This window comes from Microbacterium thalassium (assembly GCF_014208045.1).
GTDB classification, from domain to species: domain Bacteria; phylum Actinomycetota; class Actinomycetes; order Actinomycetales; family Microbacteriaceae; genus Microbacterium; species Microbacterium thalassium.
The window spans coordinates 1,821,131-1,844,807 of the sequence record NZ_JACHML010000001.1 but is presented as its reverse complement, the minus strand read 5'-3'; the positions used below and the strand labels follow the sequence as shown (position 1 = coordinate 1,844,807).

The following is a 23,677-nucleotide window of genomic DNA, read 5'->3' as shown; positions in this document are numbered from 1 at the left end:
GGATGGCGGGTCAGCGAGCGGCGCGCGTGGCGCCGAGGCGCACGCCGAGCTGTCCGGCGTAGTCGCGCAGCAGGTCGGCGAGCGCGGGAAATCCCTCGGGCGACATGCGGAAGGTGGGAGCCGTGACGCTGAGCGCCGCGACCACCTCGCCGCCCGCGCCGCGCACGGGCACGGCGAGCGCATTGGTGTCGGGCTCCCACTCCTCGACCGCCGAGGCCCACCCGCGGTGCCGCACCTCGGCCAGATGCTGCGCCAGTTCGTCGATCTGCGTGATCGTGTGGGGTGTGCACGCCTCCAGGTCCGCCGCGGCGAGCAGTTCGTCGTGAACGTGCGGCGGCGCGTAGGCGAGCAGCACCTTGCCCGTCGAGGTCGCGTGAAGGGGCGTGCGGCGTCCCACGTACTGGCGGACGATGGCGACGGCGTTCGTGCCGGTCGCCTGTGCGATGTTGACCGCCGCGCCCTCGTCGAGGATCGCGACGTTGCTGGTCTCGTTCAGTCCCGCCGCGACGGCCTCGCACACCGCCTGGGCCTCGGTGACGATGTCCATACGGGCCGTGACGTCGCCCGCCAGGCGCAGCACGCCGAGTCCCAGCCGGTACGTCCCGCGCTGCGTCTCCTGCTCGACGAGGTCGCGCGCCTCGAGGGTCGCGAGCAGCCGGAAGGCCGTCGAGCGGTGCACGCCGAGCTCCCGCGAGATCTCGGAGACACCCGCCGACCGGACGCCGCCGAGCAGTTCGAGGATCTGGAGCGCGCGGTCGACCGACTGGACGATCTGGTCGTTCTCGTCGCGAGCGGGCACGTCCTCAGCCTAGGGCGCTGTTGCGTCCTGCGCATCAATGCCGCTGGACGCATCCGAATCGCCGTCGCCGACGGCGGCTTCCAGCCGGTCGATCTTCGCGTCGAGCTCACCCGTGTACCCGGGGCGGATGTCGGCCTTCAGCACGAGCGAGACGCGCGACCCGAAGGGCAGCACCGCCTCGGTGGCGCGCCGGACGACATCCATGACCTCGTCCCACTCGCCCTCGAGCTCGGTGAACATCGATGTCGTGCGGTTGGGCAGCCCGCTCTCGCGGACGATGCGCACGGCGGCGGCGACGGCGTCGTGGACCGAGCCGTCGGCACGGCCGGTGCCGCTGGGGGCGACGGAGAAGGCGACGAGCATGGGGATCCTCCCGGAGGGGTCGATTCAGGGGACGGGGGTGCGAGTGCGGACGGCGGCGGCCGTGACGAGCGCGAGCCGGACGACGGTCCAGCCGAACAGCCCCACCAGCAGGGCGTTGCGCACCGTGATGACGGCGACCATGAGCGGCGAGACCGCCAGCAGGGTGTCGTAGAACCACGGGAAGATCAGCTGCGTCAGGGCCAGCGTGAACAGCGTCGCGAGGGCAGGCAGGCGCCAGTGTCCGCGATCGAGGACGAGTCCGATCACCAGCGGCGCGATGAGCCACGTCATGTACTGCGGCGAGCCGACCTTGTTGAAGACGATGAAGGCGAGCACCAGCGAGAGGGCCAACGGCGGGAACAGCGCGGCGAAGCGCGCACCGCGCCACGCAGCCGCGGCACCGAGCGCCGCCACGGCGAGCATCGCGACCGCCATGAGCGGAGTCATCGCCGCGATCACGGGGTCGACGTTCGGGCCCGTGATCTGGAAGGTGATCATGTCGGCGTCGTAATAGACCCACGCGCCCGGGTCGCCGAGCACGGCCAGCCACAGGTAGACCGTGCTCACCGGCGCCTCGATCTGCAGACCCCGCGTGGTCTGGTCGCCGACGAAGCTGAGCAGGTACGGCGCACCGCCCGCGGCGACCACCGCGAGCACGATGAGCGCCGACACCGCGACCGCGCCGCCGAGGACCGCCCAGCGGCGGCGCACCGCGATGAACGCGGCGGCGAGCATCGCCGCGGGCCACACCTTCAACCACGTCGCCGCCGCCAGCAGCGCCGACCCGATCCAGGGCCGGCCGACCAGCCACAGCCCGCCCGCGACCGCGAGCGGCACCGTGAGGGCGTCCAGGCGGAACACGCCGACCGCGCCGAGCGCCGTCATGGCCAGCAGCCAGAACCACGCCGCCGCCCGCCGGCCCCGCGACGCGGCGTTCCCGATCAGCAGCGCGAACGCGAGCGCGTCCACGGCCGTGACCAGGACGGCCCACGCGAACGTGTAGTCGACGACGGTGGCGAGCAGGCGCGCCAGCATGATCGGCACGAGCGCGAAGGCGGGGTACACCCACGCCTCGGTGATGCCCGGAATCTGCACGCCGGCGACGACGAGGTCGGCCCACCAGCGGTACAGCTGGTCGACGTCCCACGCCGCCGATCGTCCGGTCAGGAACTCGACGGACACCAGGAGGACGTGGACGACGGCGAACCCGATCCACAGCACCGCCCGCCTCGACACCCTCCCATGCTACGGAAGAGCGCTGCCGTCACCGGGATGCTCACGCGTGCGCGGCGAGCGCCTCCCCCGCGGCGCGCGGCAGGTTCGCGGCGACGTCGAGCGCCGTGATGGGGCCGCCGCGCTCACCGTGCTCCGCCGCCGCGAGCGCGGCGGCGCGGCCGTGCAGCCACACGCCGGCGGCGGCGGCGAGCGCCGGCGCCACACCGTGCTCGGCCGTCGAGGCGACGACCGCGCCGATCGCCCCGGCCAGCACATCGCCGGTGCCGGCCGTCGCCAGCCACGGCGTTCCCGCATCGACCACGGCCGTCCAGCCGTCGGGGGTCGCCACGACCGTGCGCGAGCCCTTGAGGACGACGACGCCGTCGAGCGCCCGGGCGGTCTCGGCGGCGGCGTGCCGGCGCGCATGGTCGTCGGGGTCGTCGACGCCGCCGACCAGGGCGGGATCCCCCGTGGCGCCCAGCCCCAGCATCCGGCGGAGCGTCGCGTGCTCGCGCGCGTGCGGCGTCACGATCAGCGGTACCTCGGCGTGCGCCGCGAGATCCAGCGCCCCCGCGTCGACGATCACCGGGACACCCTCGGCCAGGATCCCGCGGAGCGCGGCGGTCTCGGCATCCGTCCGGTCCGCCGGGTCGGTCCCCGACCCGATCAGCCACGCCTGCACGCGCCCGGCGGACGTGACGGTCTCGGGCCGCGCGGCGAGCACCAGCCCGGCCGGCGTCGGCGGGCCGACGTAGCGCACCATGCCGATGCCGGCACGATGGGCCGCCTCGACGCCCAGGACGGCGGCCCCCGGGTACCGCTCGGATCCGGTGCGCACCCCGAGGACGCCGCGGGAATACTTGTCATCCGTCGCCGTTGGCATACGCAGGACCCTCGCGGTGTCCCCGACCGTCCACGTGGTCGACATGGCGCCACACTATCCCCCGGAGCGACGCGACGCATGCCCCACCTGTTCGATCCTCTCGCCGTCCGCGGCACGACGTTCCGCAACCGCCTGTGGGTGGCGCCGATGTGCCAGTACAGCGCGACGGACGGGATGCCGGGCGACTGGCACCTCACGCATCTGGCCCAGTTCGCCTCGGGCGGTGCGGGCCTCGTGATCGCCGAGGCCACCGCCGTCGTGCCCGCCGGGCGCATCAGCCCCGAGGACACCGGCCTGTGGAACGACGCCCAGCGCGACGCGTGGCGACCGATCGCCGCCGCGATCCGGTCCCGGGGCGCGCGCGCCGGCATCCAGCTCGCCCACGCGGGACGCAAGGCGTCGACCTACGCGCCGTTCGCGGACCGACGCGGAACCGTGCCGCCCTCCGACGGCGGATGGCGCACCGTCGCGCCGTCGGCGATCGCCTTCGAGGGGTATGACGCCCCGGAGACGCTCGACGCCGCGGGCATCGACGACATCGTCGCCGCGTTCGGCGCCGCGGCGCGCCGGGCGGTCGACGCGGGCTTCGACGTCGTCGAGATCCACGCCGCCCACGGCTACCTGATCCACGAGTTCCTCTCGCCGCTGTCGAACCGGCGGGACGACGAATACGGGGGGACGCTCGAGGGCCGCGCCCGGCTGCTGCTGCGGGTCGTCGAGACGGTGCGGGATGCCGTCGGCGACGCTCCGGTGTTTGTGCGGTTCTCGGCCACGGACTGGGCCGACGGCGGGCTCGGCGCGGACGAGGTCGCGACTGTCGCGACGTGGGCGGGCGCGCGCGGCGCGGACTTCTTCGACATCTCCAGCGGCGGGCTCGTCGCCCACCAGCGGATCCCGGTCGGTCCCGGCTACCAGGTGCACCTGGCCGAGCACGTGCGCGAGGCCACGGGGCTTCCCGTGAGCGCCGTCGGCATGATCGATGACGCCGCCCACGCCGAGCGCGTGGTCACGGGCGGTGCGGCCGATGCCGTCATGGCCGCGCGAGAGTGGCTGCGCGACCCGCACTACGCCCTGCGCGCGTCCACCGAGCTCGCCGCCGACATCGACTACTGGCCCCCGCAGTACCTGCGGGCCCGCCCGCGCCGCGCCGGCTGACGGGCCCCGCGGTCACCGGTGGCCGCGACGCGTGGCGTCCTGCACCTCGCCCACGAGCTCCTCGAGGATGTCCTCGAGGAACAGCACCGACGTCACGGCGCCCGTCTGGTCGCGCACCTGCGCCAGGTGGCGGCCGGCGCGGCGCATGAGCGCCAGGGCGTCCTCCAGGTCGGTGGTCTCCTGAACGGGCACCATGTGGTGGATGCGCTTGGGCGGGATCGGACGCGCCACCTTGGCGTCGGCATCCGCCCCCTCGGCCGTGCGCAGCACGTCCTTCAGGTGCACGTACCCGACGGGGACGCCCTCGGGGTCCACGATCACGTAGCGCGAGAACCCGTGCTTGGCGACGGCCCGCTCGATCGCGGCCGGCGTCGTGCTCTCGGGCAGCGTCACCAGCTCCGACAGCGGCACGGCGATGTCGGCCGCCTTCTTGTCGGTGAACTCCATCACGGCCGCGACGGTGCCCGAGGCGTCGTCGAGCACCCCTTCGATGCGGGACTGGTTGACGATCGTCGCGACCTCGTCGAGCGTGAACGTCGACGCCGCCTCGTCCTTGGGCTCGACGCGGAACAGGCGCACCGCGTGGTTCGCGATCCAGTTCAGCGTGACGATCACCGGGTGGAACACCTTCGACACCCACACCAGCGGCGTCGCGAGCATCAGCACGGCCCGGTCGGGCAGCGAGAACGCGAGGTTCTTCGGCACCATCTCGCCGAACACGACGTGGAGGTACGACACCAGGATGAGGGCGATCGCGAACGCGATCGCGTCGACCGCGGCCAGGCTCAGGCCGGTGAGCTTCAGGGGCTCGGCCAGCAGGTGGTGGATCGCCGGCTCCGAGACGTTCAGGATCAGCAGCGAGCAGATCGTGATGCCCAGCTGCGAGGTCGCCAGCATGAGCGTGGCGTGCTCCATCGCGTACAGCGCCGTCTTGGCCGCGCGCGATCCGCGCTCGGCGAGCGGCTCGATCTGCGAGCGCCGCGCGGAGATCACCGCGAACTCGGCGCCGACGAAGAAGGCGTTCGCGATCAGCAGCACGAACAGCCAGGCAAGGCCCGCCCAATCGCTCATCGCGCACCCCCTTCGCCGTCGCGCCGGGCATCCGTCTCGGTGGCCGATTCGGCGTGGACGGTGGCCGGTGTGAAGCGCACGCGGTCGACCCGGCGGGAGTCCATCCGCACCACCTCGAGGGTGCCGTCCTCGATCTCGACGGTGTCGCCGACGACGGGGATGCGCTCGAGCACGCTCATGACGAATCCGCCCACCGTGTCGTAGACCTCGCTCTCGGGGATGCGGATGCCGGTGCGGTCGAGCACCTCGTCGGGGCGCAGCTCGCCGGGCACGATGACGCCGTCGCGGGCGCGCACGATCCCCGCTTGGCGGCGGTCGTGCTCGTCGAGCACCTCGCCGACGATCTCCTCGACGAGGTCCTCGAGCGTGACGACGCCGGCGGTTCCGCCGTACTCGTCGACGACGATCGCCATCTGGTAGCCGCGCGAGCGCAGCTCGGCCATGAGGGCGTCCAGGTGCACCGCCTCGGGGAAGCGCAGCGGCTCGGTCGCCAGGGCCCCGGCGGGCACGTCGTCGCGGCGCTCACGGGGAACGCTCACGGCCGCCTTGAGATGCACGATGCCGGTGATGTCGTCCATCGACTCGTCGTAGACGGGGAATCGGCTGTGGCCGGTGCGACGCGCGATCTGCACGACGTCCTGGGCGGTGTCGTCGGCCGAGACGGCGTGGATGCTGGGGCGGGGCGTCATGATGTCGGCCGCGGTCAGCCGCGAGAAGGTGAGGCTGCGGTCCAGCAGCGACGCGGTGTCCTTCTCGAGCACGCCGGCGCTCGCCGAGCGGCGCACGAGGCTCGACAGCTCCTCGGCGGTGCGGGCGCCCGACAGCTCCTCCTTCGGCTCGACGCCCATGGCGCGCAGGACCCCGTTGGCGCTGCCGTTGAGGGCGACGATCGCGGGGCGGAACACCGTCGTGAAGGCCACCTGGAACGGCATCACGAGCTTGGCGGTCTGGCGCGGCACGGCGAGGGCGAAGTTCTTCGGGATGAGCTCGCCGAGGACCATCGACAGGATGGTGGCGATCGTGATGCCGAGGAACGCCGCCAGCGGCGTCACCAGGCCCTCCGGGATGCCCCACGCCGTGAAGACCGGGCCCAGCAGGCTCGAGATCGCCGGCTCCATGGCGTAGCCGGTCAGCAGCGTCGTCAGGGTGATGCCGAGCTGCGCGCTCGAGAGGTGCGTCGAGGTGATGCGCAGCGCGTTGATCGTCAGCGACAGACGCGATTCGCCGGCTTCCCGGCGGGCTTCGAGGTCGGCGCGGTCCAGATTGACCAGCGCGAACTCGCTCGCGACGAACAGGCCGGTGCCGACGGTGAGCAGGAGCCCCACGCCCAGCATGACGTACTCCATCACGCATCACCCCCGTTCGCACGGGAGCCGGGTCGGTGGGGCGATCGTCTGCAACTGGGAGGGTCGTCCATCGTGAGTGGAATTCTACGGCAGGCGGGTGCACCCCGACTCCGCGAATCCTGAGCCGGCTACCAGGAGACCGGGAGCGCCTTGCCCTCCTCGTAGCCTGCGGCGGACTGGAGCCCCACGCGGGCGCGCTCGTGGAACTCGCGGACCGTGGCGGCGCCGGCGTACGTGAACGAGGACCGCACGCCCGAGGTGATCATGTCGACGAGGTCCTCCAGGCTCGGGCGCAGCGGGTCGAGGTAGATGCGCGACGACGAGATCCCCTCGGCGAAGAGCTCCTTGCGGGCGAGCTCGTACGGATCCAGCCGCCCGAAGCGCGCATGCACGGCCTTCGTGGAGGCCATGCCCCACGATTCCTTGAAGGCGCGGCCGTCGGCGTCCACCTGCAGCTCGCCGGGCGCCTCGATGGTGCCGGCGAACCACGAGCCGATCATCACCGACGACGCGCCGGCGGCGAGCGCCAGCGCGACGTCGCGCGGATAGCGCACTCCGCCGTCCGCCCACACGTGCGCTCCCATCATGCGCGCAGCTTCCGCGGCGTCGAGCACGGCCGAGAACTGCGGGCGACCGACGGCGGTCATCATGCGGGTCGTGCACATCGCGCCGGGACCGACGCCGACCTTGACGATGTTCGCGCCCGACATGACCAGGTCGTGCACGCCCTCGGCCGTGACGACGTTGCCGGCCACGAGCGGGATGCCGAGCTTCAGGTCGGCGACGATCTGGAGCGATCGCAGCATCCCCTCCTGATGGCCGTGCGCCGTGTCGATCACGAGGACGTCGACGCCCGCGCCCGCGAGCGCCTTCGCCTTGGCCGCGACATCGCCGTTGATCCCCACCGCGGCGGCCACGACGAGCCGGCCCGAGGCGTCGACGGCGGGCGGGTACAGCGACGCCCGCAGAGCACTGCGCTGCGAGAGCGTGCCGACGAGATGGCCGTGCTGCAGGACGCACACCGTGTCGGCGTGCGCACCCGTGATGAGGTCGAACGCGTGGCGGGCGCTCTCGACGTCGTCGGCGTCGATGGAGGCCGCGCGGGAGCGCGCGAGGTCGCCGAGCTGGGCGTCCGACAGCGCCGTGCCCAGGCGCGTCGCGGGGACGACCCCGAGGATGTCCTCGGATGCGACGCGGCCGTGCTCGGCCGCGTGGGCGACGACGATGCCGTGCCCCTCGGTCGCCGGCAGCAGCCGCGCGGCATCCGCCACCGTCGCATCGGGGGGAAGCACCAGGGCCGTGTCGAACATGACCGGCTGGGCCTTGACCCAGCGGATGGCCGCGTCGAGCTCCTGCAGCGGCATGTCCTGCGGGAGCACGCCGAGGCCCCCGCGTCGCGCCAGCACGGCTGCCAGCCGCGCGCCGGTGACCGAGTTCATGTTCGCCGAGACGAGGGGGATGCGCGCGCCCGTGCCGTCGCGCGGGGACAGATCCGCGTCGAGCCGGCTCGCCACGGCGGACCGCCGCGGAACCAGGAACACGTCCGAATACGTCAGGTCGACCGCCGGTCGCTCGCCATAGAACTCCACGCCCCCAGGTTAGTGATCCACGGCATCGCGCATAACGATGCACGATCGTTCGCACGGGTGCCGCGGGACGCGGTTTCGGCACCGCCCGACTGGGATACGCTTAACCTTCGTGAGTGCGTGGCTTTCGCCCGCCTTCCCACTGAACTTCACCGATGAAAGCAGGCGATCGAGCGTGTCGAGCCAGGTGACCGGCATCGGGGTGACGAACGAGAGCGAGTTCGGAGCCAACGAGTGGCTTGTCGAGGAACTGTACGAGCAGTTCACCAAGGACCCGAATTCCGTCGACAAGGCCTGGTGGCCGATCCTCGAGACGTACCACCCCTCGGGTGGCACCGACGGCCGCGTGCCGTCGGCGCCGACGCAGCCGGCCCCCGCCGCCAAGCCCGCGGCCGCACCTGCCGCAGTCGCTCCCGCTGCGCCTGCAGCCCCCGCGGCGGCTCCGGCGGCGGCCCCTGCGGCCTCCGACGCGGCTTCGGCCAACGGCACGGCGCACCCGGTGGCGCGCACGACGGCGCGACCCGCCGCCGCCCAGCCGATCCCGGCGCAGGCGCCCACCGTCACGCCGTCCTCGGCCGATGAGGGCGCCGAGGACCAGGTCACGGTCCTCAAGGGCATGACGAAGGCCCTCGCGGCGAACATGGACGAGTCGCTGACCGTCCCCACCGCGACCAGCGTCCGCACGGTCCCGGCCAAGCTCATGATCGACAACCGGATCGTGATCAACAACCACATGTCGCGCACGCGCGGCGGCAAGGTGAGCTTCACGCACCTCATCGGCTGGGCGATCATCCGGGCGCTCAAGGAGTTCCCGAGCCAGAACGTGTTCTACGCCGAGATGGACGGCAAGCCGTCGGTCGTCGCCCCCGCGCACGTCAACCTCGGCATCGCGATCGACCTGCCCAAGCCCGACGGCACGCGCGCGCTCATGGTCCCGAGCATCAAGCGCGCCGACACGCTGACCTTCGGCGAGTACCTCGCGACCTACGAGGACCTCGTCACGCGCGCCCGCAACGGCAAGCTCACCGCCGCGGACTTCCAGGGCACGACGGTCTCGCTCACCAACCCCGGCGGCATCGGCACCGTCCACTCGGTGCCGCGCCTGATGAAGGGGCAGGGCTGCATCGTCGGCGCGGGCGCCCTCGAGTACCCCGCCGAGTTCCAGGGCTCCAGCGACAAGACGCTCAACGAGCTGGGGATCGGCAAGACGATCACGCTGACCAGCACCTACGACCACCGCGTCATCCAGGGCGCCGGCTCGGGCGAGTTCCTCAAGAAGGTCCACGAGCTGCTCATCGGCCAGCGCGACTTCTACGACGACATCTTCGCCGCGCTGCGCATCCCGTACGCGCCCATCCACTGGGCCAGCGACATCAACGTCGACGTCGCCGAGCGCGTCGACAAGACCGCTCGCGTGCAGGAGCTCATCAACGCGTTCCGCGTCCGCGGCCACCTGATGGCCGACATCGACCCGCTCGAGTACGTCCAGCGCACCCACCCCGACCTCGAGATCGAGAACCACGGCCTGACCTTCTGGGACCTCGACCGCGAGTTCGTCACGGGCGGCTTCGGCGGCAAGCGCCTCATGAAGCTGCGCGACATCCTCGGCGTCCTGCGCGACTCGTACTGCCGCACCATCGGCATCGAGTACATGCACATCCAGCAGCCCGAGCAGCGTCGCTGGTTCCAGGAGAACCTCGAGCTGAAGTACGAGAAGCCCGGGCACGACGAGCAGATGCGCATCCTCGACAAGCTCAACCAGGCCGAGGCCTTCGAGACGTTCCTGCAGACGAAGTACGTCGGGCAGAAGCGCTTCAGCCTCGAGGGCGGCGAGTCGCTCATCCCGCTGCTGGACGAGGTGCTGCAGGGCGCGGCCGAGGCGGGCCTCGACGGCGCCGCCATCGGAATGGCCCACCGCGGCCGTCTGAACGTGCTCACGAACATCGCCGGCAAGACGTACGGCCAGGTCTTCCGCGAGTTCGAGGGCGCCGTCGCCGTCGGCTCCAAGAGCGGCTCGGGCGACGTCAAGTACCACCTCGGCACCGAGGGGACCTTCGTCGCCGACGACGGCGGCGAACTGCCGGTCTACCTGGCGGCCAACCCCTCTCACCTCGAGACGGTGGACGGCGTGCTCGAAGGCATCGTCCGCGCCAAGCAGGACCAGAAGCCCGTCGGCACGTACTCGTGGCTGCCGGTCCTCGTGCACGGCGACGCGGCCTTCGCCGGCCAGGGCGTGGTCGTCGAGACGCTCCAGATGTCGCGTCTGCGCGGCTACCGCACCGGCGGCACCGTCCACGTCGTGGTCAACAACCAGGTCGGCTTCACCACGCTGCCGCAGGACGGCCGCTCGTCGGTGTACGCCACCGACGTGGCCAAGACGATCCAGGCGCCGGTCTTCCACGTCAACGGCGACGACCCCGAGGCGGTCGTCCGCGTCGCACAGGTCGCCTTCGCGTATCGCGAGCGCTTCCACCGCGACGTCGTCATCGACCTGGTGTGCTACCGCCGCCGCGGGCACAACGAGGGCGACGACCCGTCGATGACGCAGCCGCTGATGACGAACCTCATCGAGGCCAAGCGGTCGGTGCGTCGCCTGTACACCGAATCCCTCGTCGGCCGCGGTGACATCACGCAGGAGGAGTTCGAGCAGGCCAAGCGCGACTTCCAGGACCGCCTCGAGGTCGCGTTCGCCGAGACCCACGCCGCCGAGACCGGTTCGTCGGCGGTCGTCGACGAGGCCGCCGAGGACGCCGAGGTCGCCGAGCCCGAGGTCGCCGCGCCACCGGCCACCGCCGTCTCGCGCGGCATGGTCGAGGCCATCGGCGACGCGTTCGTCAACAAGCCCGACGGGTTCACCGTGCACGGGAAGCTCCAGCAGCTGCTCGACAAGCGCTTCGACATGAGCCGCAACGGCTCGATCGACTGGGCCTTCGCCGAGCTCCTCGCCTTCGGCTCGCTGCTGGCGGAGAAGACCAATGTCCGCCTGGCCGGACAGGACTCCCGCCGCGGCACGTTCGTGCAGCGCCACGCCGTCTTCCACGATCGCGGCAACGGCCAGGAGTGGATCCCGCTGGCCAACCTCAGCGAGGATCAGGGCCGCCTGTGGGTCTACGACTCGCTGCTGAGCGAGTACGCCGCCATGGCGTTCGAGTACGGCTACTCGGTCGAGCGCCCCGACGCGCTGGTGCTGTGGGAGGCGCAGTTCGGCGACTTCGCCAACGGCGCGCAGTCGGTCGTGGACGAGTTCATCTCGTCCGCCGAGCAGAAGTGGGGCCAGGAGTCCGGCGTGACGCTCCTCCTCCCCCACGGCTACGAGGGCCAGGGACCGGACCACTCGTCGGCCCGCATCGAGCGCTACCTGCAGATGTGCGCGCAGGACAACATGACGGTCGCGCGCCCGTCCACGCCCGCGTCGTACTTCCACCTGCTGCGCCGTCAGGCGTATCAGCGTCCGCGCCGTCCGCTGGTCGTCTTCACCCCGAAGGCCATGCTGCGCCTGCGCGGCGCCACCAGTGCCGTCGAGGACTTCACGACCGGCACCTCGTTCCAGCCGGTCATCGACGACGCGCGTCAGCTCGACCGCTCCGCCGTCAAGCGCGTGCTGCTGCACTCGGGCAAGATCCACTGGGATCTCAAGACCGAGCTCGACAAGAAGCCCAACGAGGCGGTCGTCCTCGTGCGTCTCGAGCAGTTCTACCCGGCGCCCGTCGAGGAGCTCAACGCGATCCTCGACACCTACCCCAACGCCGAGCTGGTGTGGGTGCAGGACGAGCCTGAGAACCAGGGCGCCTGGCCGTTCATCGCGCTCGAGATCGTCAAGCACCTGCACGGCCGGACGATCCGCCGCATCTCACGCGCGGCAGCAGCCTCGACCGCGACCGGCTCGCCGAAGGTCCACGCCTTCGAGCAGGCCGAGATCCTCAAGAAGTCGCTGACGGTCTGATCCGAAGCGGAACGGACGACGGCGGGGCCCACGGGCCCCGCCGTCTCGTCTGTCCGCAGCGTCCGGTCAGCCTCGTGGAACGGCAGCGCACGGCGGACTCCCCCGTCGGCTCCGGTGCCGCAGCGGCGGCAGCGGTCAGTGGGAGGTATGCGCTGCGCGCAGGCGATCGAGCACACGCGCGCGCAGCTCGTCGGGCGCCGTCTCCTTGCACGCCCGCGCGACGACGTCGGTCAGCGTGCGGGCCACGAGAGCCTCGTCGCGGCACCCGGGGCAGTTCTCGAGGTGCTCGGCGATGTCGGAGTGGCGGGTCTTGCAGACCTCGTCGCGCAAGTACTCCTCGAGGTCGCGACGTGCCTTGTCGCATCCGCAATCGGTCATCGTGCGCTCCTTGCGGCGGCGGAGATGCCGCGCTCCTGTGCGTAGTCGGCCAGCAGCTCGCGAAGCAGGCGTCTGCCGCGGTGCAGACGGCTCATCACCGTGCCGATGGGGGTCTTCATGATGTCGGCGATCTCCTGATACGCGAAGCCCTCGACATCGGCGAGGTACACCGCGAGCCGGAAGTCCTCGGGGATCGACTGCAGCGCCTCCTTGACCGCCGACGCGGGCATGTGGTCGATCGCCTCCGCCTCGGCGGAGCGGCTCGTGCTCGCGGTCGTGGACTCGGCGCCGCCGAGCTGCCAGTCCTCGAGCTCGTCGATCGTGCCCTGGAACGGCTCACGCTGCTTCTTGCGGTACGTGTTGATGTAGGTGTTCGTGAGGATCCGGTACAGCCACGCCTTGAGGTTCGTGCCCTGCTTGAAGGAACTCCACGAGGCGAACGCCTTGACGAACGTCTCCTGCACGAGGTCGGCGGCGTCCGCCGGATTGCGCGTCATGCGCATCGCGGCGGCGTAGAGCTGATCCATGAACGGCAGCGCCTGCGCTTCGAACTGGTCGCGTGTCTCACGGGCGGGATCGGTCGATTCGGACATCAGGCGCCAGTCTACGGCGGCGCCCTCCAGACGTGCCTGGGAGGCGGCCGACAGCGCGGGCCGGTCGACGGAGTCGAGTGCGACGATCATGCGGCCTTTCGTTTCGCGGCTGGGCGGATGAGGTTCAGTAGGGTAGGAACCGATGACGACCGACGCGTATTCCCCCGCCGGCGCTCCCGGCGCGCGCTCCGCCTGGAGTGCGCCCACGGCGTCCCGCCCCGTCCATGCGACCGTGACGGTGCCCGGATCGAAGTCCCTCACCAACAGAGAGCTCATCCTGGCCTCGCTCGCGGACGGACCCAGCAGGCTCATCGCACCGCTGCACTCCGACGACTCGGCTCGGATGGTCGATGCGCTGCGCGCCCTGGGAGTCGACATCGCATACGAACCCGGTGACGGCGCGTTCGGCGACGACATCGTCGTCACCCCGCGTCTTCCGCTGCAGGGCGACTCCGTCGTCGACTGCGGGCAGGCGGGCACGGTGATGCGCTTCGTGGCTGCGCTCGGCGGCTTCGCCGAGGGCGACGTCACCCTCACGGCGCACGAGAGCGCCCTGCACCGCCCCATGGGAGCGATGATCTCCGCCCTGCGAGACGTCGGCGTCGACATCGACGACGGCGGCCACTGGGCGCTGCCGTTCACGATCCGCGGGCGCGGTCACGTCCGCGGCGGCGAGATCACGATCGACGCGAGTGCGTCCAGCCAGTTCGTGTCGGGACTGCTGCTGGCAGCGCCCCACTTCGACGTCGGTCTGCACCTCATCCATTCCGGCGACCGCCTCCCGAGCATGCCCCACATCGACATGACGATCGAGGCGCTGGCCCATCGCGGGGTGCACGTCGAGCGCCCGTCGCTCGGCGAGTGGATCGTTCCCGCGGGTGCGCTGCGCGGCAAGGATGTCGCTATCGAGCCGGATCTGTCGAACGCGGCGCCGTTCCTCGCGGCCGCCATGATCACGGGCGGCCAGGTCACCGTGACCGGGTGGCCCGCCCGCTCGACTCAGCCCGGCGCCATGCTCACCGAGATCCTCCAGGCGATGGGCGCCCGCGTCTCCCGCCGCGGCGGCGCCCTCACCGTCGCCGCCGGCGCCGGCATCCACGGACTCGACCTGGACCTGTCGGCGGCGGGCGAGCTGACACCCACGATCTTCGCCCTCGCGGCGTTCGCCGACGCACCCTCGACCCTGCACGGCATCGGCCACATCCGGGGCCACGAGACCGACCGCATCGCGGCCCTCGCGACCGAGCTGCGCCGACTCGGCGGCGAGGCGCAGGAGCTTCCCGACGGCATCCGCATCATCCCGCGCGACCTGCACGGCGGACTGTGGCAGGCGTACCACGACCACCGCATGGCGACCACCGGCGCGCTCATGGGGCTCGCCGTCCCGGGCGTCGAGGTCGACGACATCGGGACCACGGCGAAGACCATGCCGGAGTTCCCGCAGCTGTGGCGCGACATGCTCGAGGGCCAGGTCGACGACCCCGTCCGGGCGGAGGCCGCGCGGGCATCGTGAGCTGGCTCGACGACCTCGACGACGACGACGAACCGGAGTTCGACGAAGCCGACGTGCGCGTCCGCCCCAATCCGAAGGCCAACCGTCCCCGCACCAAGCGCCGGCCGGCGCACGCGGATGCGCAGATCGCACGCGTCCTCGGCGTCGATCGCGGCCGGTACACCGTCCTGATCGGCGAGGACGGCGACGACGAGCATCCCGCGCTCGCGGCGCGCGCACGCGAGCTGCGCAAGACCCCCATCGTGACGGGCGATCGCGCGCGCGTGGTCGGCGACACGTCCGGCGACGAGGGCACGCTCGCCCGCATCGTGGGCATCGAGGAGCGCTCCTCGCTCCTGCGCCGCAGCGCCGACGACACCGACCAGGTCGAGCGCATCGTCGTGGCCAACGCCGACCAGATGCTGATCGTCGTGGCCGCCGCCGACCCCGAACCGCGCGAGCGCCTCGTCGACCGCTACCTGATCGCCGCGCTGGACGCCGGCATCCGCCCTCTCCTGGTCGTGACCAAGACCGACCTCGCCGACCCGACGGAGTTCCTCGGGCATTTCGAGGGGATCGATCTGACGGTGTTCACGAGCGCCCGCGGCGACATGCCGACCGATGAGATCGGCGCCGCGCTCGTGGGTCACTCGACCGTCTTCGTCGGGCACTCCGGAGTCGGCAAGTCCACCCTCGTGAACGCCCTGGTGCCGACGGCGCAGCGCGCGACCGGGCACGTCAACGTCGTGACCGGACGGGGCAGGCACACCTCGAGCTCCACCGTGTCGCTGCGATACCGGGGAGCCGGGGGCGCGGGCTGGGTGATCGACACGCCCGGCGTGCGCTCGTTCGGGCTCGGCCACGTGGATCCGGCGAACATCCTGCGCGCGTTCACCGACCTCGACGAGGTGGCCCAGGACTGTCCGCGCGGGTGCACCCATCTGCCCGACGCGCCGGACTGCGCGCTCAACGAAGCCCTCGACGAGGACCGGCTCGGGCCGCGCGGAGCGGAGCGGCTCGATTCGCTGCAGCGGCTCCTGGAGACCTTCGGCGACCGCACCCGGAGGGATGCGACGCCCTAGGCTGGAGGGGTGACAGACGCACGACTGAACCCCGGCGACACCGCACCCGACTTCTCCCTCGTCAACCAGGACGACGGCACCGTCGCGCTGGCGGACCTGCGCGGGCGCCGCGTGATCGCCTTCTTCTACCCGGCCGCGATGACCCCCGGCTGCACGACCGAGGCGTGCGACTTCCGCGACAGCCTCGCGCCGCTGCAGTCAGCCGGCTTCGAGGTCGTCGGCATCTCGCGGGACGACACCGCGAAGCTGCGGACGTTCCGCGAGCGCGACAGCCTCACCTACGACCTGCTGAGCGACCCCGACCACGCCGTCCACGCCGCCTACGGCGCGTGGGGCGAGAAGATGAACTACGGCAAGGTCGTCGAGGGCGTCATCCGCTCGACGTTCGTGATCGACGCCGAGGGCCGCATCGAGCACGCGCTCTACAACGTCAAGGCCACCGGCCACGTCGCACGCGTGCGGGCGCTCGTCGGCCTCGCCGGCTGAGCCTGCTCACTCCCCCGCGGCGTCGCGTCGCGCGCTCGTCGCCGCGTTGCGCGCGCCGACGATCAGCAGTGCGAACACGAGCACGGCGGGGACGGCCAGGGCCACCGCCGCCGCGGGGTCGGCATACGCACCGGTGGCGGCGCCCAGCGCGACCGCCAGGATCAGCAGCTGCGTGACGATGCCGCCCGAGCGGCCCCACGACCGACCGCGCCACACGGCCACGCCGAACGCCACGACGCCGACCGCCCCGACGGCCGTCAGCACCAGGAGCGCGACCGAGCTGTCGACCGAGCCGGTGTCGCCCGCCAGCAGCGCCAGCAGCTCCCACCCGGCGAGGGCGAGGATTCCGACGCCCTCGGCCCACAGGAGCACGGCCGAGATCCGATCGACCACCGATGTCTGCATTCGCGCGTGATTCCTTCCACTGCGGGGCGTTCTTTGTGCGATGTCTCCACCCCATCGAGCAAATCCTCAGCAAAATGCACACAAAAGTGCGGATTGACTCTTGATCCAGGTGAACGGCTATGGGACCATAGGTAAAGCCGTGTGCTCCCACAGTGCCGTGGGGCGAGCATCGCTCGCACATCCCACAGGGTATCGGACCCGAAACCGACCCCCATCACTTCGATAAGCATCGTCACAAGGAGCATCACTATGGATTGGCGCGACAAGGCCGCCTGCCTGACTGTCGACCCCGAACTCTTCTTCCCCGTCGGGAACACCGGTCCGGCCGTCGATCAGATCGAGAAGGCGAAGGCCGTCTGCGCCACCTGCACGGTGACCGAGGTCTGCCTGCAGTACGCCCTCGAGACCGGCCAGGACTCGGGCGTGTGGGGCGGGCTCTCCGAGGACGAGCGCCGCGCGCTCAAGCGCCGCGCCGCGCGCGCCCGCCGCGCCTCCTGAGCCGCCGGCTCCGCCCGCGGCCGGCGTCCGCTAGCTCTTGCGCCGCTCGATGTAGCGCAGCGGGATCTCGATGGTCACCTCGGTGCCGCTGCCCATGATGGTGTGCCAGTCGATCGTGCCGCCGAGCTCCCCCTGGATGAGGGTGCGGATGATCTGGGTTCCCAGGCCCCGGCCGACCTGACCTTCGGGCAGGCCCGATCCGGTGTCGCGGACCCGCACCTCGAGCTTGTCGCCCGACCGGTCGGCCACGATCTCGACGTCGCCCTCCTGCCCGGCGAGCCCGTGCTCGACGGCGTTGGTCACGAGCTCGGTCAGGGCCAGCGCGAGAGGCGTGGCGAACTCGCTCGGCAGCGTTCCGAACCGGCCGATGGAGTGCGTCCGCGCGCGCGTGTTCGGCGCCGAGGCCACCTCGGCGACGAGCTTCAGCACCCGCGCGAACACGTCGTCGAAGTCCACACTCTGCGTCAGCCCCTCCGACAGCGTGTCGTGCACCACCGCGATCGCCGACACGCGCCGCATCGCCTGCGTGAGCGCCTCGCGGGCCTCGACGGTGTGCGAGCGCCGCGCCTGGATGCGCAGCAGCGACGCCACCGTCTGGAGGTTGTTCTTGACGCGGTGGTGGATCTCACGGATCGTCGCGTCCTTGGTGATGAGCTCCTGCTCCTGATGCCGGATCTCGGTCACGTCGCGGCACAGCACGAGCGCGCCGATGCGGGTCCCCCGGTCGCGGAGCGGAATCGTGCGCAGCGACACCGTCACGCCGCGCGCCTCGATGTCCGCGCGCCAGGGGGCGCGGCCCGTGACCACCACCGGCAGGGACTCGTCGAACTGACGCTTCTCGGGGAGGATGCCGGTGACGACCTCGACGAGCGACTCGCCCTCGAGCTCGTCCTGGAAGCCGAGCCGGTTGAACGCCGACAGCGCGTTGGGGCTCGCGAAGGTGGCCATGCCGTCGACGTCCAGCCGCACGAGGCCGTCGGACGCGCGCGGGGCGCCGCGGCGCGGCGAGGTCGGCGCCGAAAGATCCGGGAAGTGCCCCGTCGACATCATGCCGAACAGATCGTCCGCGCAGTCGTTGAAGGTGATCTGCTGACGCGACGGCGTGCGCGCCTCGCCCAGGTTCGTGTGCCGCGTGAGCACGCCGATGACGACCGGCGCCTCGGCGCCGCGCGAACGGGCGATCGGGACCGCGCGGACGCGCGTGGGCGTCTCCTCGAACCAGTCGGGCGATGCGGAGTCCACGATGCGGCCGCTCTGGAACGCCTCGCGCACCTGCGTGCGCCACTGCGGACGCACGCGGTCGGCGACGATGTCGCGGTAGAACAGAGTCGCCGCCCCGGACGGGCGGGTGTGCGCGACCGCGATGAAGGAGTCGTCCTCGGTGGGGACCCAGATCACGATGTCCGCGAACGCGAGGTCTGCGAGGAGCTGCCCGTCGCCCGCGAGGCGGTGGAGCCACTCGATGTCCGCCTCGGTGGCGCGGCCCTGGGCGTAGACGAGATCGCTGAGCGTCGACACCACAACAGGCTAGCGGTCGGAGTGACCCCGTGCGCGCGGACGGCGCCGCGCGTGCCGCGTCAGGCAGCCGGCTCCGCCCGCCCCGCTCGACGCCGCCGGGACGGTTCCGCCGTCGGCGGGGGAACCACGGCCTCGCCGGCGAATCGCCGGATCGCGGCCGTCAATGGCGACCGCGGCGCGGCCTCGGCGATCGGGCGTGCCGCGAGCAGCGCCGCGTCGGCCGCGCGCGCGTCGGAGGGCAGGAACCACACGTCGTCGATCCCGGCGAAGCGGTCGAGCGTGCGCCGCACCTGCCCGCGCGCGTCGATCCCGAGCGGCCCCGGTCGAAGGCGGTTGGCGAGCACGACGACGCGGGCGTCGCCGGCGGCCGAGCGCAGCTCGGGGTATGCGCGGAGGAACCGCGACACGCCGATCGGGTCGGCCCCGACGACCGCCACGACCAGGTCGGCCGTCTCGAGGGCCGCGAGGGTCGCGGCGTTGCGCCGCGGCCCGGCGAGGTCGCTGACGATCTCCTCGTCGCGCTCGAGGGACGCGGCGACGTCGACGACCGTGTAGTCCGCCCAGTCGCGGCACACGGCCAGGGCCGCGCCGACGCGCGCGGCCGACAGCTCCGGCCAGCGCGACGGCCGGTTCACGCCGGCGAGCACGTCCACTCCCCCGCGACCGAGGGGCTGACTGATGCGCGTGAGCTCACGGGCGTCGAGTCCGCCCAGCTGCGCCTGTCGGCACGCCGCGGCGAAGCCGGGGCCTTCGTCGGCGAGCCCGAGCGTCAGCGCGATGGACGCCCCGTGCGTGTCGGCGTCGACGAGCCCGACGTGGCGACCGCCGCGTGCGAGCTCCACGGCGAGCTCGATCGCCACCGTCGTCCGCCCCGGCGCTCCGCCGGCGCCCCACACCGTGATGATGCGCGGACCCGACGGCGCCCGGGCCGGGGCGGGGTCGTGCGGCGCGGGGGCCTCGCGCAGCGCCTCGACGACGCGCCAGGGCGGCGTGTCGCGCGCGATGGGCGCCGCGACCCCGAACGTCTCGCACAGGCGCCGCTGGTCGGGATCGTCGCCCCACGCCAGGACGCGGACGCCGGCCCGATCGCACAGGGCGACCGCCTGAGCGGTGATCGCCGCGCGCGATGCCGCCACCACGACGGCGTCGGCCGACGCGAGGGCGCGCACCACCGCATCCGCCTCGTCGCCCGGCATGCGATCCTCGGCCGCGAGCGAGACGGCGGATGCCGGGACCACCGCCGCGACGCCGACGCCCTCGCGCTCGATGCCGGCGGCCAGGAGCTCTCCGTCGGGTGAGTCGACCGCGACGAGGACCTTCATCGCGACGACCCGGCGACGGGCACGACCGAGATCGCCGCGCCGTCGGCCATGGCGGCGAGCGTGGCGGCGACGTCCGATCGCGTGATGATGATCTCGAGGGTGGCGCCGGCGGCGCCGATGGCGCTGTCGTCGTGCTCGACCGAGACCACGATCGCGTCGGCGAGCAGGATGCGGGGCACGTCGTACCGCCCCGGCTCGAGCAGCGGCGCGGACCACACCTCGACGGTCGAGCCCGTCCCGACCGATGCCGGCACGTCGACGGAGCTGCGCACCACGACGTGCGTCGTCCGGATGGCGGAGTCGGGGCCCACCGCGTCGCGCGCGAGGAGCTCGCCTTCGCCGACGGTGCGCGTCGCGATGAGGCCCTCGGTCAGATCGTCGGCGCCGAGGTACGCCCCGGCGACCTGGCCGAGACCGACCTCGACCGCGCGCACATCGGCCGCGGTGATCGGGTCGCCCGGGACGAGGGTGCGCACCGTCGCGAACACCGGCTCGGTCTGGCGGGAGGCCGTGACCACGAGCCAGACGCCGGCGACCGACGCGGCGATGAGCACGAGCCCCAGAACGAGGCGCAGGTCGGCCCGGGCGGGACGCAGGGGCGTGCGTTCGGGAGGGGCGGCGGTCATGGCACCCATCGTGACGCACGCGGTTCGATGCAGCGGTGTACTGTCCACAGACCGCGATGTCACAGCGCCGATTGTCCGGTTCGCCCCGATAATGGGGACATGCCCCAGCACTCGCACGCCCAGCGCATGGTGTCGCCCGCCCAGGCCGGCGAACTGCTCGGCGTGTCCGTCGACGAGATCATGGCGCTGGTCGACGAGCGGCGGCTGCGGGGCGCGCGCGTCGGGTCGCCCGCCCGCTGGCTGATCGAGGAGGCGAGCGTCGCCGATTATCTCGATGATCAGGCCGAAGAGGCGCGGCGCATGGCGCTGTGGCGGCAGTCGAGCGCCGCCAGCTTCCCCGAGCTGTGGGGCCGGGGCTCCGTCCGCAATCCGGACTGAGGCGCGCGGGCCCGAGGATGCTCGACGGTCACAGGACCGGCGGCTCGCCGTGCGTGTCCACGCGCGCCACGGCATCGAATCCGACGATGGTGTGTCCGGTGACCTCCGAGCGTCTGCGAGCCGTGCCGGGCTCGTGCAGCGCGAGGTCGAGGTGGTCCGCGCCGGCACGGTCGATGGTGCCGTGCAGGACGCGGCCCGTGGCGAGATGGACCGCGACGGGGGTCCGCCGGCGCACGAGGTCGCGCAGCGCGAAGCCGAAGGTGACCCGCTCGGCGAGCCGCGTCGCGGGGCCGGCGGGACGCGCGCTGCCCAGCACGTCCGCGTGGTCCAGCGCGATCGAGACGATCGCGCCGAGTCGCGCCACGACGATCCCCGGATGCCGGCTCCGCGTCCGCAGCGCCACCCAGTCGGCGCCGACGCCGGCGACCTCGGCGGCGATCCGGTCGCCGTCGGCGAACTCGAAGACCGGCATCCGCTCGCCGCTCCCGCCGTGCCGCAGCGCGACCAGCCGGTCGCGCAGCGGCATGCGCGCGACGCGGAGCCGCTCGGCTTCGGTGTCGAGCGCCGCGCGCTCGGCCTCCCACTCCGAGGCGAGCTGATCCTCGAGGTCGTCGAAGAACCGTTCCCACCGCATCCGGCGAGAATACGGGCTCGTATGACGGTTCGGTTACAAGTTATCCACAGGGCCGATCCGGTTCTTTCTGAGAGTTGTCTGTGTGTTCTACTGAGCCCCAGGACATCAGCCGATGGAGGACTCTCAATGGCAGCGAAGCCCGCACGTGACCCCCGCGCGTACAGGCAGCCGATGGACCAGGCCCAGCTGGCCGAACTCTTCGCCCCCCAGCGCACGTCGTCGCAGCAGCTCCCCGACCCCGAGCCGCTGCTGCGCAACCTCACCGTCGGCGTCCTCGAGGTGCTGGCGGGAGTGCGCGAGGTCGACCAGCTGGCGCGGTGGCTCACCGAGGATCCCTACCGCAAGCTCGTCACGCGGGCGAACCTGTCCACCCGCGCGCGCAGCGCTCGCGGCCTGCCCGCCAAGCGGCCCGTCCATGGAATCCTGTCGATCCGCCAGGCCTCCCCCGCCGACGGCGTCATCGAAGGCGTCGTGATCGTCCGCGGCCCCGCGCGAACACGCGCCGTGGCGATCCGTCTCGAGGGCATGGACGGCCGCTGGCGCGCCACCTCGCTCGGACTCCTCTAGACCGGCGCCGGTCCGCCCCGACGACGTGTCGGACCCGGCGCCGCCCCCACTGATACACGAGCGTCGCGCCCGCGGCCGCGATGCCGGGGAGACATCACTGACGATACGACGCCAGGAAGTTCCCCAGTCGCTCGACGGCCTCGGTGAGCACCCGCGCCTCGGGCAGCGTGACGATGCGGACGTGGTCGGGCGTGGGCCAGTTGAACCCGGTGCCCTGGACGAGCAGCACGTGCTCGGCGACGAGGAAGTCGTACACGAGCTTCGCATCGTCGCGGATCTCGTACACCTCGGGATCGAATCTCGGGAACGCGTACAGCGCCCCCTGGGGCTTGAGGCACGTCACGCCCGGGATGCGCTCCAGCGCCTCCCACGCGGCGTCGCGCTGCTCGTGGAGACGTCCCGAGGGCCCGATGAGCGCGTCGATCGACTGCACGCCCGACAGCGCGGCCTGGACCGCGTACTGGGCCGGGACGTTCGGGCACAGGCGCGTGGAGGCGAGCAGATGGATGCCCTCGAGGAAACCCGACGCGTGCCGCTTCGGACCGGTGATCACGAGCCATCCCGAGCGATAGCCGGCGACGCGATACGTCTTGGACAGCCCGTTGAAGGTCAGGCACAGCAGATCGGGCGCGAGCGTCGCGAGCGGGATGTGCTCGGCGTCGTCGAACAGGATGCGGTCGTAGATCTCGTCCGACAGCAGCAGCAGCGAGTGCTCGCGCGCGATCTCGACGATCCCCTCGAGCACCTCCCGCGTGTACACCGCGCCCGTCGGGTTGTTGGGGTTGATGACGACGATCGCCTTCGTGCGCGGCGTCACCTTGGAGCGGATGTCCTCGAGGTCGGGCTGCCAGCCGTGCTCGTTGTCGCAGCGGTAGTGCACGGGCGTGCCGTCGGCGAGGCTCGTCATGGCCGTCCACAGCGGGTAGTCCGGTGCCGGGATGAGCACCTCGTCGCCTTCGTCCAGCAGCGCCTGCATCGTCATGGTGATGAGCTCCGACACGCCGTTGCCCAGGAACACGTCGTCGACGTCGAAGGGCGGGAAGCCGGGCACCTGCTCGTAGCGCGAGACGATCGCACGGCGGGCCGGCATGATGCCGCGGCTGTCGCTGTACCCGTGGGCGTGCGGAACCGCCTCGATCATGTCGCGCACGATCTGATAGGGCGCCTCGAAGCCGAACACCGCGGGGTTGCCGGTGTTCAGCTTCAGGATCGTGTGACCCTCGGCCTCCAGCCGGTCGGCCTCGACGAGCGCCTGCCCGCGGATCTCGTAGAGGACGTCCTTGAGCTTGCCGGACTGGTCGAGGGGGCGGAGCGGACTCATTCCCACAGGATATCGG

23 protein-coding genes are annotated in these 23,677 nt (G+C 71.9%); 8 read left to right on the top strand and 15 right to left on the bottom strand.

What is annotated here, in order from left to right:
• Positions 1 to 10 precede the first annotated feature (10 nt).
• From HD594_RS08405 to HD594_RS08390, 4 genes are read right to left on the bottom strand one after another with little or no spacing between them, the layout of a single operon-like run.
• Complete coding sequence (locus tag HD594_RS08405; protein WP_184750507.1) at positions 11 to 799, bottom strand: IclR family transcriptional regulator; 789 nt, start codon at positions 797 to 799, stop codon at positions 11 to 13.
• Between the two features lie 9 nt (positions 800 to 808).
• A complete protein-coding gene (locus tag HD594_RS08400; protein ID WP_184750506.1) occupies positions 809 to 1,162 on the bottom strand; it encodes a thiamine-binding protein in 354 nt (117 codons plus the stop codon).
• Between the two features lie 24 nt (positions 1,163 to 1,186).
• Positions 1,187 to 2,398 (bottom strand): glycosyltransferase 87 family protein, encoded by a 1,212-nt coding sequence (locus HD594_RS08395; protein ID WP_184750505.1) that lies wholly within the window; start codon positions 2,396 to 2,398, stop codon positions 1,187 to 1,189.
• A gap of 40 nt (positions 2,399 to 2,438) precedes the next feature.
• Positions 2,439 to 3,260 (bottom strand): ADP-dependent NAD(P)H-hydrate dehydratase, encoded by an 822-nt coding sequence (locus tag HD594_RS08390; RefSeq protein WP_246413945.1) that lies wholly within the window; start codon positions 3,258 to 3,260, stop codon positions 2,439 to 2,441.
• 78 nt (positions 3,261 to 3,338) lie between these two features.
• Between HD594_RS08390 and HD594_RS08385 the strand changes: the two genes are divergently transcribed.
• A complete protein-coding gene (locus tag HD594_RS08385; protein WP_184750502.1) occupies positions 3,339 to 4,415 on the top strand; it encodes an NADH:flavin oxidoreductase/NADH oxidase in 1,077 nt (358 codons plus the stop codon).
• Between the two features lie 12 nt (positions 4,416 to 4,427).
• On the opposite strand, the gene HD594_RS08380 is transcribed toward HD594_RS08385, so the two are convergent.
• The 3 genes from HD594_RS08380 to guaB1 form a co-directional block, all read right to left on the bottom strand.
• On the bottom strand, positions 4,428 to 5,486 hold the full coding sequence (locus HD594_RS08380; RefSeq protein WP_184750501.1) for a hemolysin family protein: 1,059 nt from the start codon (positions 5,484 to 5,486) through the stop codon (positions 4,428 to 4,430).
• Positions 5,483 to 6,832 (bottom strand): hemolysin family protein, encoded by a 1,350-nt coding sequence (locus tag HD594_RS08375; protein ID WP_184752700.1) that lies wholly within the window; start codon positions 6,830 to 6,832, stop codon positions 5,483 to 5,485. The genes HD594_RS08380 and HD594_RS08375 overlap by 4 nt, the downstream gene beginning before the upstream one ends.
• Positions 6,833 to 6,960: 128 nt before the next feature.
• Positions 6,961 to 8,421 carry a GMP reductase gene (gene guaB1 / locus HD594_RS08370; RefSeq protein ID WP_184750500.1) on the bottom strand — a complete coding sequence of 487 codons (1,461 nt, stop codon included), beginning with the start codon at positions 8,419 to 8,421 and terminating at the stop codon, positions 6,961 to 6,963.
• Between the two features lie 172 nt (positions 8,422 to 8,593).
• On the opposite strand from guaB1, the gene HD594_RS08365 reads away from it, so the two are divergent.
• Entirely contained in the window at positions 8,594 to 12,361 is a 3,768-nt protein-coding gene (locus tag HD594_RS08365; protein ID WP_184750499.1) for a multifunctional oxoglutarate decarboxylase/oxoglutarate dehydrogenase thiamine pyrophosphate-binding subunit/dihydrolipoyllysine-residue succinyltransferase subunit, read from the top strand.
• Between the two features lie 135 nt (positions 12,362 to 12,496).
• Here HD594_RS08365 and HD594_RS08360 read toward each other — a convergent pair whose 3' ends face one another.
• Positions 12,497 to 12,739, bottom strand: coding sequence for a zf-HC2 domain-containing protein (locus HD594_RS08360; protein ID WP_184750498.1), 243 nt, complete (start codon positions 12,737 to 12,739; stop codon positions 12,497 to 12,499).
• The gene (locus tag HD594_RS08355) at positions 12,736 to 13,332 is read right to left on the bottom strand and encodes a sigma-70 family RNA polymerase sigma factor (RefSeq protein WP_221446827.1); all 597 of its coding nucleotides are present in this window, start codon (positions 13,330 to 13,332) and stop codon (positions 12,736 to 12,738) included. The genes HD594_RS08360 and HD594_RS08355 overlap by 4 nt, the downstream gene beginning before the upstream one ends.
• A gap of 142 nt (positions 13,333 to 13,474) precedes the next feature.
• Between HD594_RS08355 and aroA the strand changes: the two genes are divergently transcribed.
• Genes aroA through bcp form a run of 3 tightly spaced genes read left to right on the top strand, consistent with a single transcriptional unit; the run spans position 13,475 to position 16,392 of the window.
• The gene (aroA, locus tag HD594_RS08350) at positions 13,475 to 14,845 is read left to right on the top strand and encodes a 3-phosphoshikimate 1-carboxyvinyltransferase (protein WP_184750496.1); all 1,371 of its coding nucleotides are present in this window, start codon (positions 13,475 to 13,477) and stop codon (positions 14,843 to 14,845) included.
• Positions 14,842 to 15,906 (top strand): ribosome small subunit-dependent GTPase A, encoded by a 1,065-nt coding sequence (gene rsgA, locus HD594_RS08345; protein ID WP_184750495.1) that lies wholly within the window; start codon positions 14,842 to 14,844, stop codon positions 15,904 to 15,906. The genes aroA and rsgA overlap by 4 nt, the downstream gene beginning before the upstream one ends.
• Positions 15,907 to 15,915: 9 nt before the next feature.
• Positions 15,916 to 16,392 (top strand): thioredoxin-dependent thiol peroxidase, encoded by a 477-nt coding sequence (bcp, locus tag HD594_RS08340; protein ID WP_184750494.1) that lies wholly within the window; start codon positions 15,916 to 15,918, stop codon positions 16,390 to 16,392.
• A gap of 6 nt (positions 16,393 to 16,398) precedes the next feature.
• Here bcp and HD594_RS08335 read toward each other — a convergent pair whose 3' ends face one another.
• Positions 16,399 to 16,797, bottom strand: a complete 399-nt coding sequence (locus tag HD594_RS08335; protein WP_184750493.1) for a histidine kinase — start codon at positions 16,795 to 16,797, stop codon at positions 16,399 to 16,401.
• A gap of 249 nt (positions 16,798 to 17,046) precedes the next feature.
• Here HD594_RS08335 and HD594_RS08330 point away from each other — a divergent pair, with 249 nt between their 5' ends.
• On the top strand, positions 17,047 to 17,295 hold the full coding sequence (locus tag HD594_RS08330) for a WhiB family transcriptional regulator (protein ID WP_184750492.1): 249 nt from the start codon (positions 17,047 to 17,049) through the stop codon (positions 17,293 to 17,295).
• Between the two features lie 30 nt (positions 17,296 to 17,325).
• Here HD594_RS08330 and HD594_RS08325 read toward each other — a convergent pair whose 3' ends face one another.
• The 3 genes from HD594_RS08325 to HD594_RS08315 are packed head-to-tail and all read right to left on the bottom strand — an operon-like array spanning position 17,326 to position 20,761.
• Entirely contained in the window at positions 17,326 to 18,813 is a 1,488-nt protein-coding gene (locus HD594_RS08325) for a sensor histidine kinase (RefSeq protein WP_184750491.1), read from the bottom strand.
• Positions 18,814 to 18,872: 59 nt separating this feature from the next.
• Positions 18,873 to 20,135: a CpaE/TadZ family protein gene (locus HD594_RS08320; RefSeq protein ID WP_184750490.1), complete on the bottom strand. Its 1,263-nt coding sequence runs from the start codon at positions 20,133 to 20,135 to the stop codon at positions 18,873 to 18,875.
• A complete protein-coding gene (locus tag HD594_RS08315) occupies positions 20,132 to 20,761 on the bottom strand; it encodes an SAF domain-containing protein (RefSeq protein WP_184750489.1) in 630 nt (209 codons plus the stop codon). The genes HD594_RS08320 and HD594_RS08315 overlap by 4 nt, the downstream gene beginning before the upstream one ends.
• A 99-nt stretch (positions 20,762 to 20,860) precedes the next feature.
• Between HD594_RS08315 and HD594_RS08310 the strand changes: the two genes are divergently transcribed.
• The gene (locus HD594_RS08310; protein ID WP_246413943.1) at positions 20,861 to 21,139 is read left to right on the top strand and encodes a helix-turn-helix domain-containing protein; all 279 of its coding nucleotides are present in this window, start codon (positions 20,861 to 20,863) and stop codon (positions 21,137 to 21,139) included.
• Positions 21,140 to 21,167: 28 nt separating this feature from the next.
• Here HD594_RS08310 and HD594_RS08305 read toward each other — a convergent pair whose 3' ends face one another.
• Positions 21,168 to 21,773 carry a hypothetical protein gene (locus HD594_RS08305; protein WP_184750488.1) on the bottom strand — a complete coding sequence of 202 codons (606 nt, stop codon included), beginning with the start codon at positions 21,771 to 21,773 and terminating at the stop codon, positions 21,168 to 21,170.
• A gap of 171 nt (positions 21,774 to 21,944) precedes the next feature.
• Between HD594_RS08305 and HD594_RS08300 the strand changes: the two genes are divergently transcribed.
• Positions 21,945 to 22,340 carry an Rv3235 family protein gene (locus tag HD594_RS08300; RefSeq protein ID WP_184750487.1) on the top strand — a complete coding sequence of 132 codons (396 nt, stop codon included), beginning with the start codon at positions 21,945 to 21,947 and terminating at the stop codon, positions 22,338 to 22,340.
• A gap of 94 nt (positions 22,341 to 22,434) precedes the next feature.
• On the opposite strand, the gene HD594_RS08295 is transcribed toward HD594_RS08300, so the two are convergent.
• Positions 22,435 to 23,661 carry a pyridoxal phosphate-dependent aminotransferase gene (locus HD594_RS08295; RefSeq protein ID WP_184750486.1) on the bottom strand — a complete coding sequence of 409 codons (1,227 nt, stop codon included), beginning with the start codon at positions 23,659 to 23,661 and terminating at the stop codon, positions 22,435 to 22,437.
• Between the last annotated feature and the right edge of the window lie 16 nt (positions 23,662 to 23,677).

Bases quoted from the DNA above. Each gene is read 5' to 3' on its own strand.
- HD594_RS08400 (WP_184750506.1), bottom strand. From the start codon at position 1,162: ATGCTCGTCGCCTTCTCCGTCGCCCCCAGCGGCACCGGCCGTGCCGAC.
- HD594_RS08390 (WP_246413945.1), bottom strand. From the start codon at position 3,260: ATGCCAACGGCGACGGATGACAAGTATTCCCGCGGCGTCCTCGGGGTG.
- HD594_RS08385 (WP_184750502.1), top strand. From the start codon at position 3,339: ATGCCCCACCTGTTCGATCCTCTCGCCGTCCGCGGCACGACGTTCCGC.
- HD594_RS08380 (WP_184750501.1), bottom strand. From the start codon at position 5,486: ATGAGCGATTGGGCGGGCCTTGCCTGGCTGTTCGTGCTGCTGATCGCG.
- HD594_RS08375 (WP_184752700.1), bottom strand. From the start codon at position 6,832: ATGGAGTACGTCATGCTGGGCGTGGGGCTCCTGCTCACCGTCGGCACC.
- HD594_RS08360 (WP_184750498.1), bottom strand. From the start codon at position 12,739: ATGACCGATTGCGGATGCGACAAGGCACGTCGCGACCTCGAGGAGTAC.
- HD594_RS08355 (WP_221446827.1), bottom strand. From the start codon at position 13,332: ATGTCCGAATCGACCGATCCCGCCCGTGAGACACGCGACCAGTTCGAA.
- aroA (WP_184750496.1), top strand. From the start codon at position 13,475: ATGACGACCGACGCGTATTCCCCCGCCGGCGCTCCCGGCGCGCGCTCC.
- HD594_RS08335 (WP_184750493.1), bottom strand. From the start codon at position 16,797: ATGCAGACATCGGTGGTCGATCGGATCTCGGCCGTGCTCCTGTGGGCC.
- HD594_RS08330 (WP_184750492.1), top strand. From the start codon at position 17,047: ATGGATTGGCGCGACAAGGCCGCCTGCCTGACTGTCGACCCCGAACTC.
- HD594_RS08320 (WP_184750490.1), bottom strand. From the start codon at position 20,135: ATGAAGGTCCTCGTCGCGGTCGACTCACCCGACGGAGAGCTCCTGGCC.
- HD594_RS08315 (WP_184750489.1), bottom strand. From the start codon at position 20,761: ATGACCGCCGCCCCTCCCGAACGCACGCCCCTGCGTCCCGCCCGGGCC.
- HD594_RS08310 (WP_246413943.1), top strand. From the start codon at position 20,861: ATGCCCCAGCACTCGCACGCCCAGCGCATGGTGTCGCCCGCCCAGGCC.
- HD594_RS08305 (WP_184750488.1), bottom strand. From the start codon at position 21,773: ATGCGGTGGGAACGGTTCTTCGACGACCTCGAGGATCAGCTCGCCTCG.
- HD594_RS08300 (WP_184750487.1), top strand. From the start codon at position 21,945: ATGGACCAGGCCCAGCTGGCCGAACTCTTCGCCCCCCAGCGCACGTCG.
- HD594_RS08295 (WP_184750486.1), bottom strand. From the start codon at position 23,661: ATGAGTCCGCTCCGCCCCCTCGACCAGTCCGGCAAGCTCAAGGACGTC.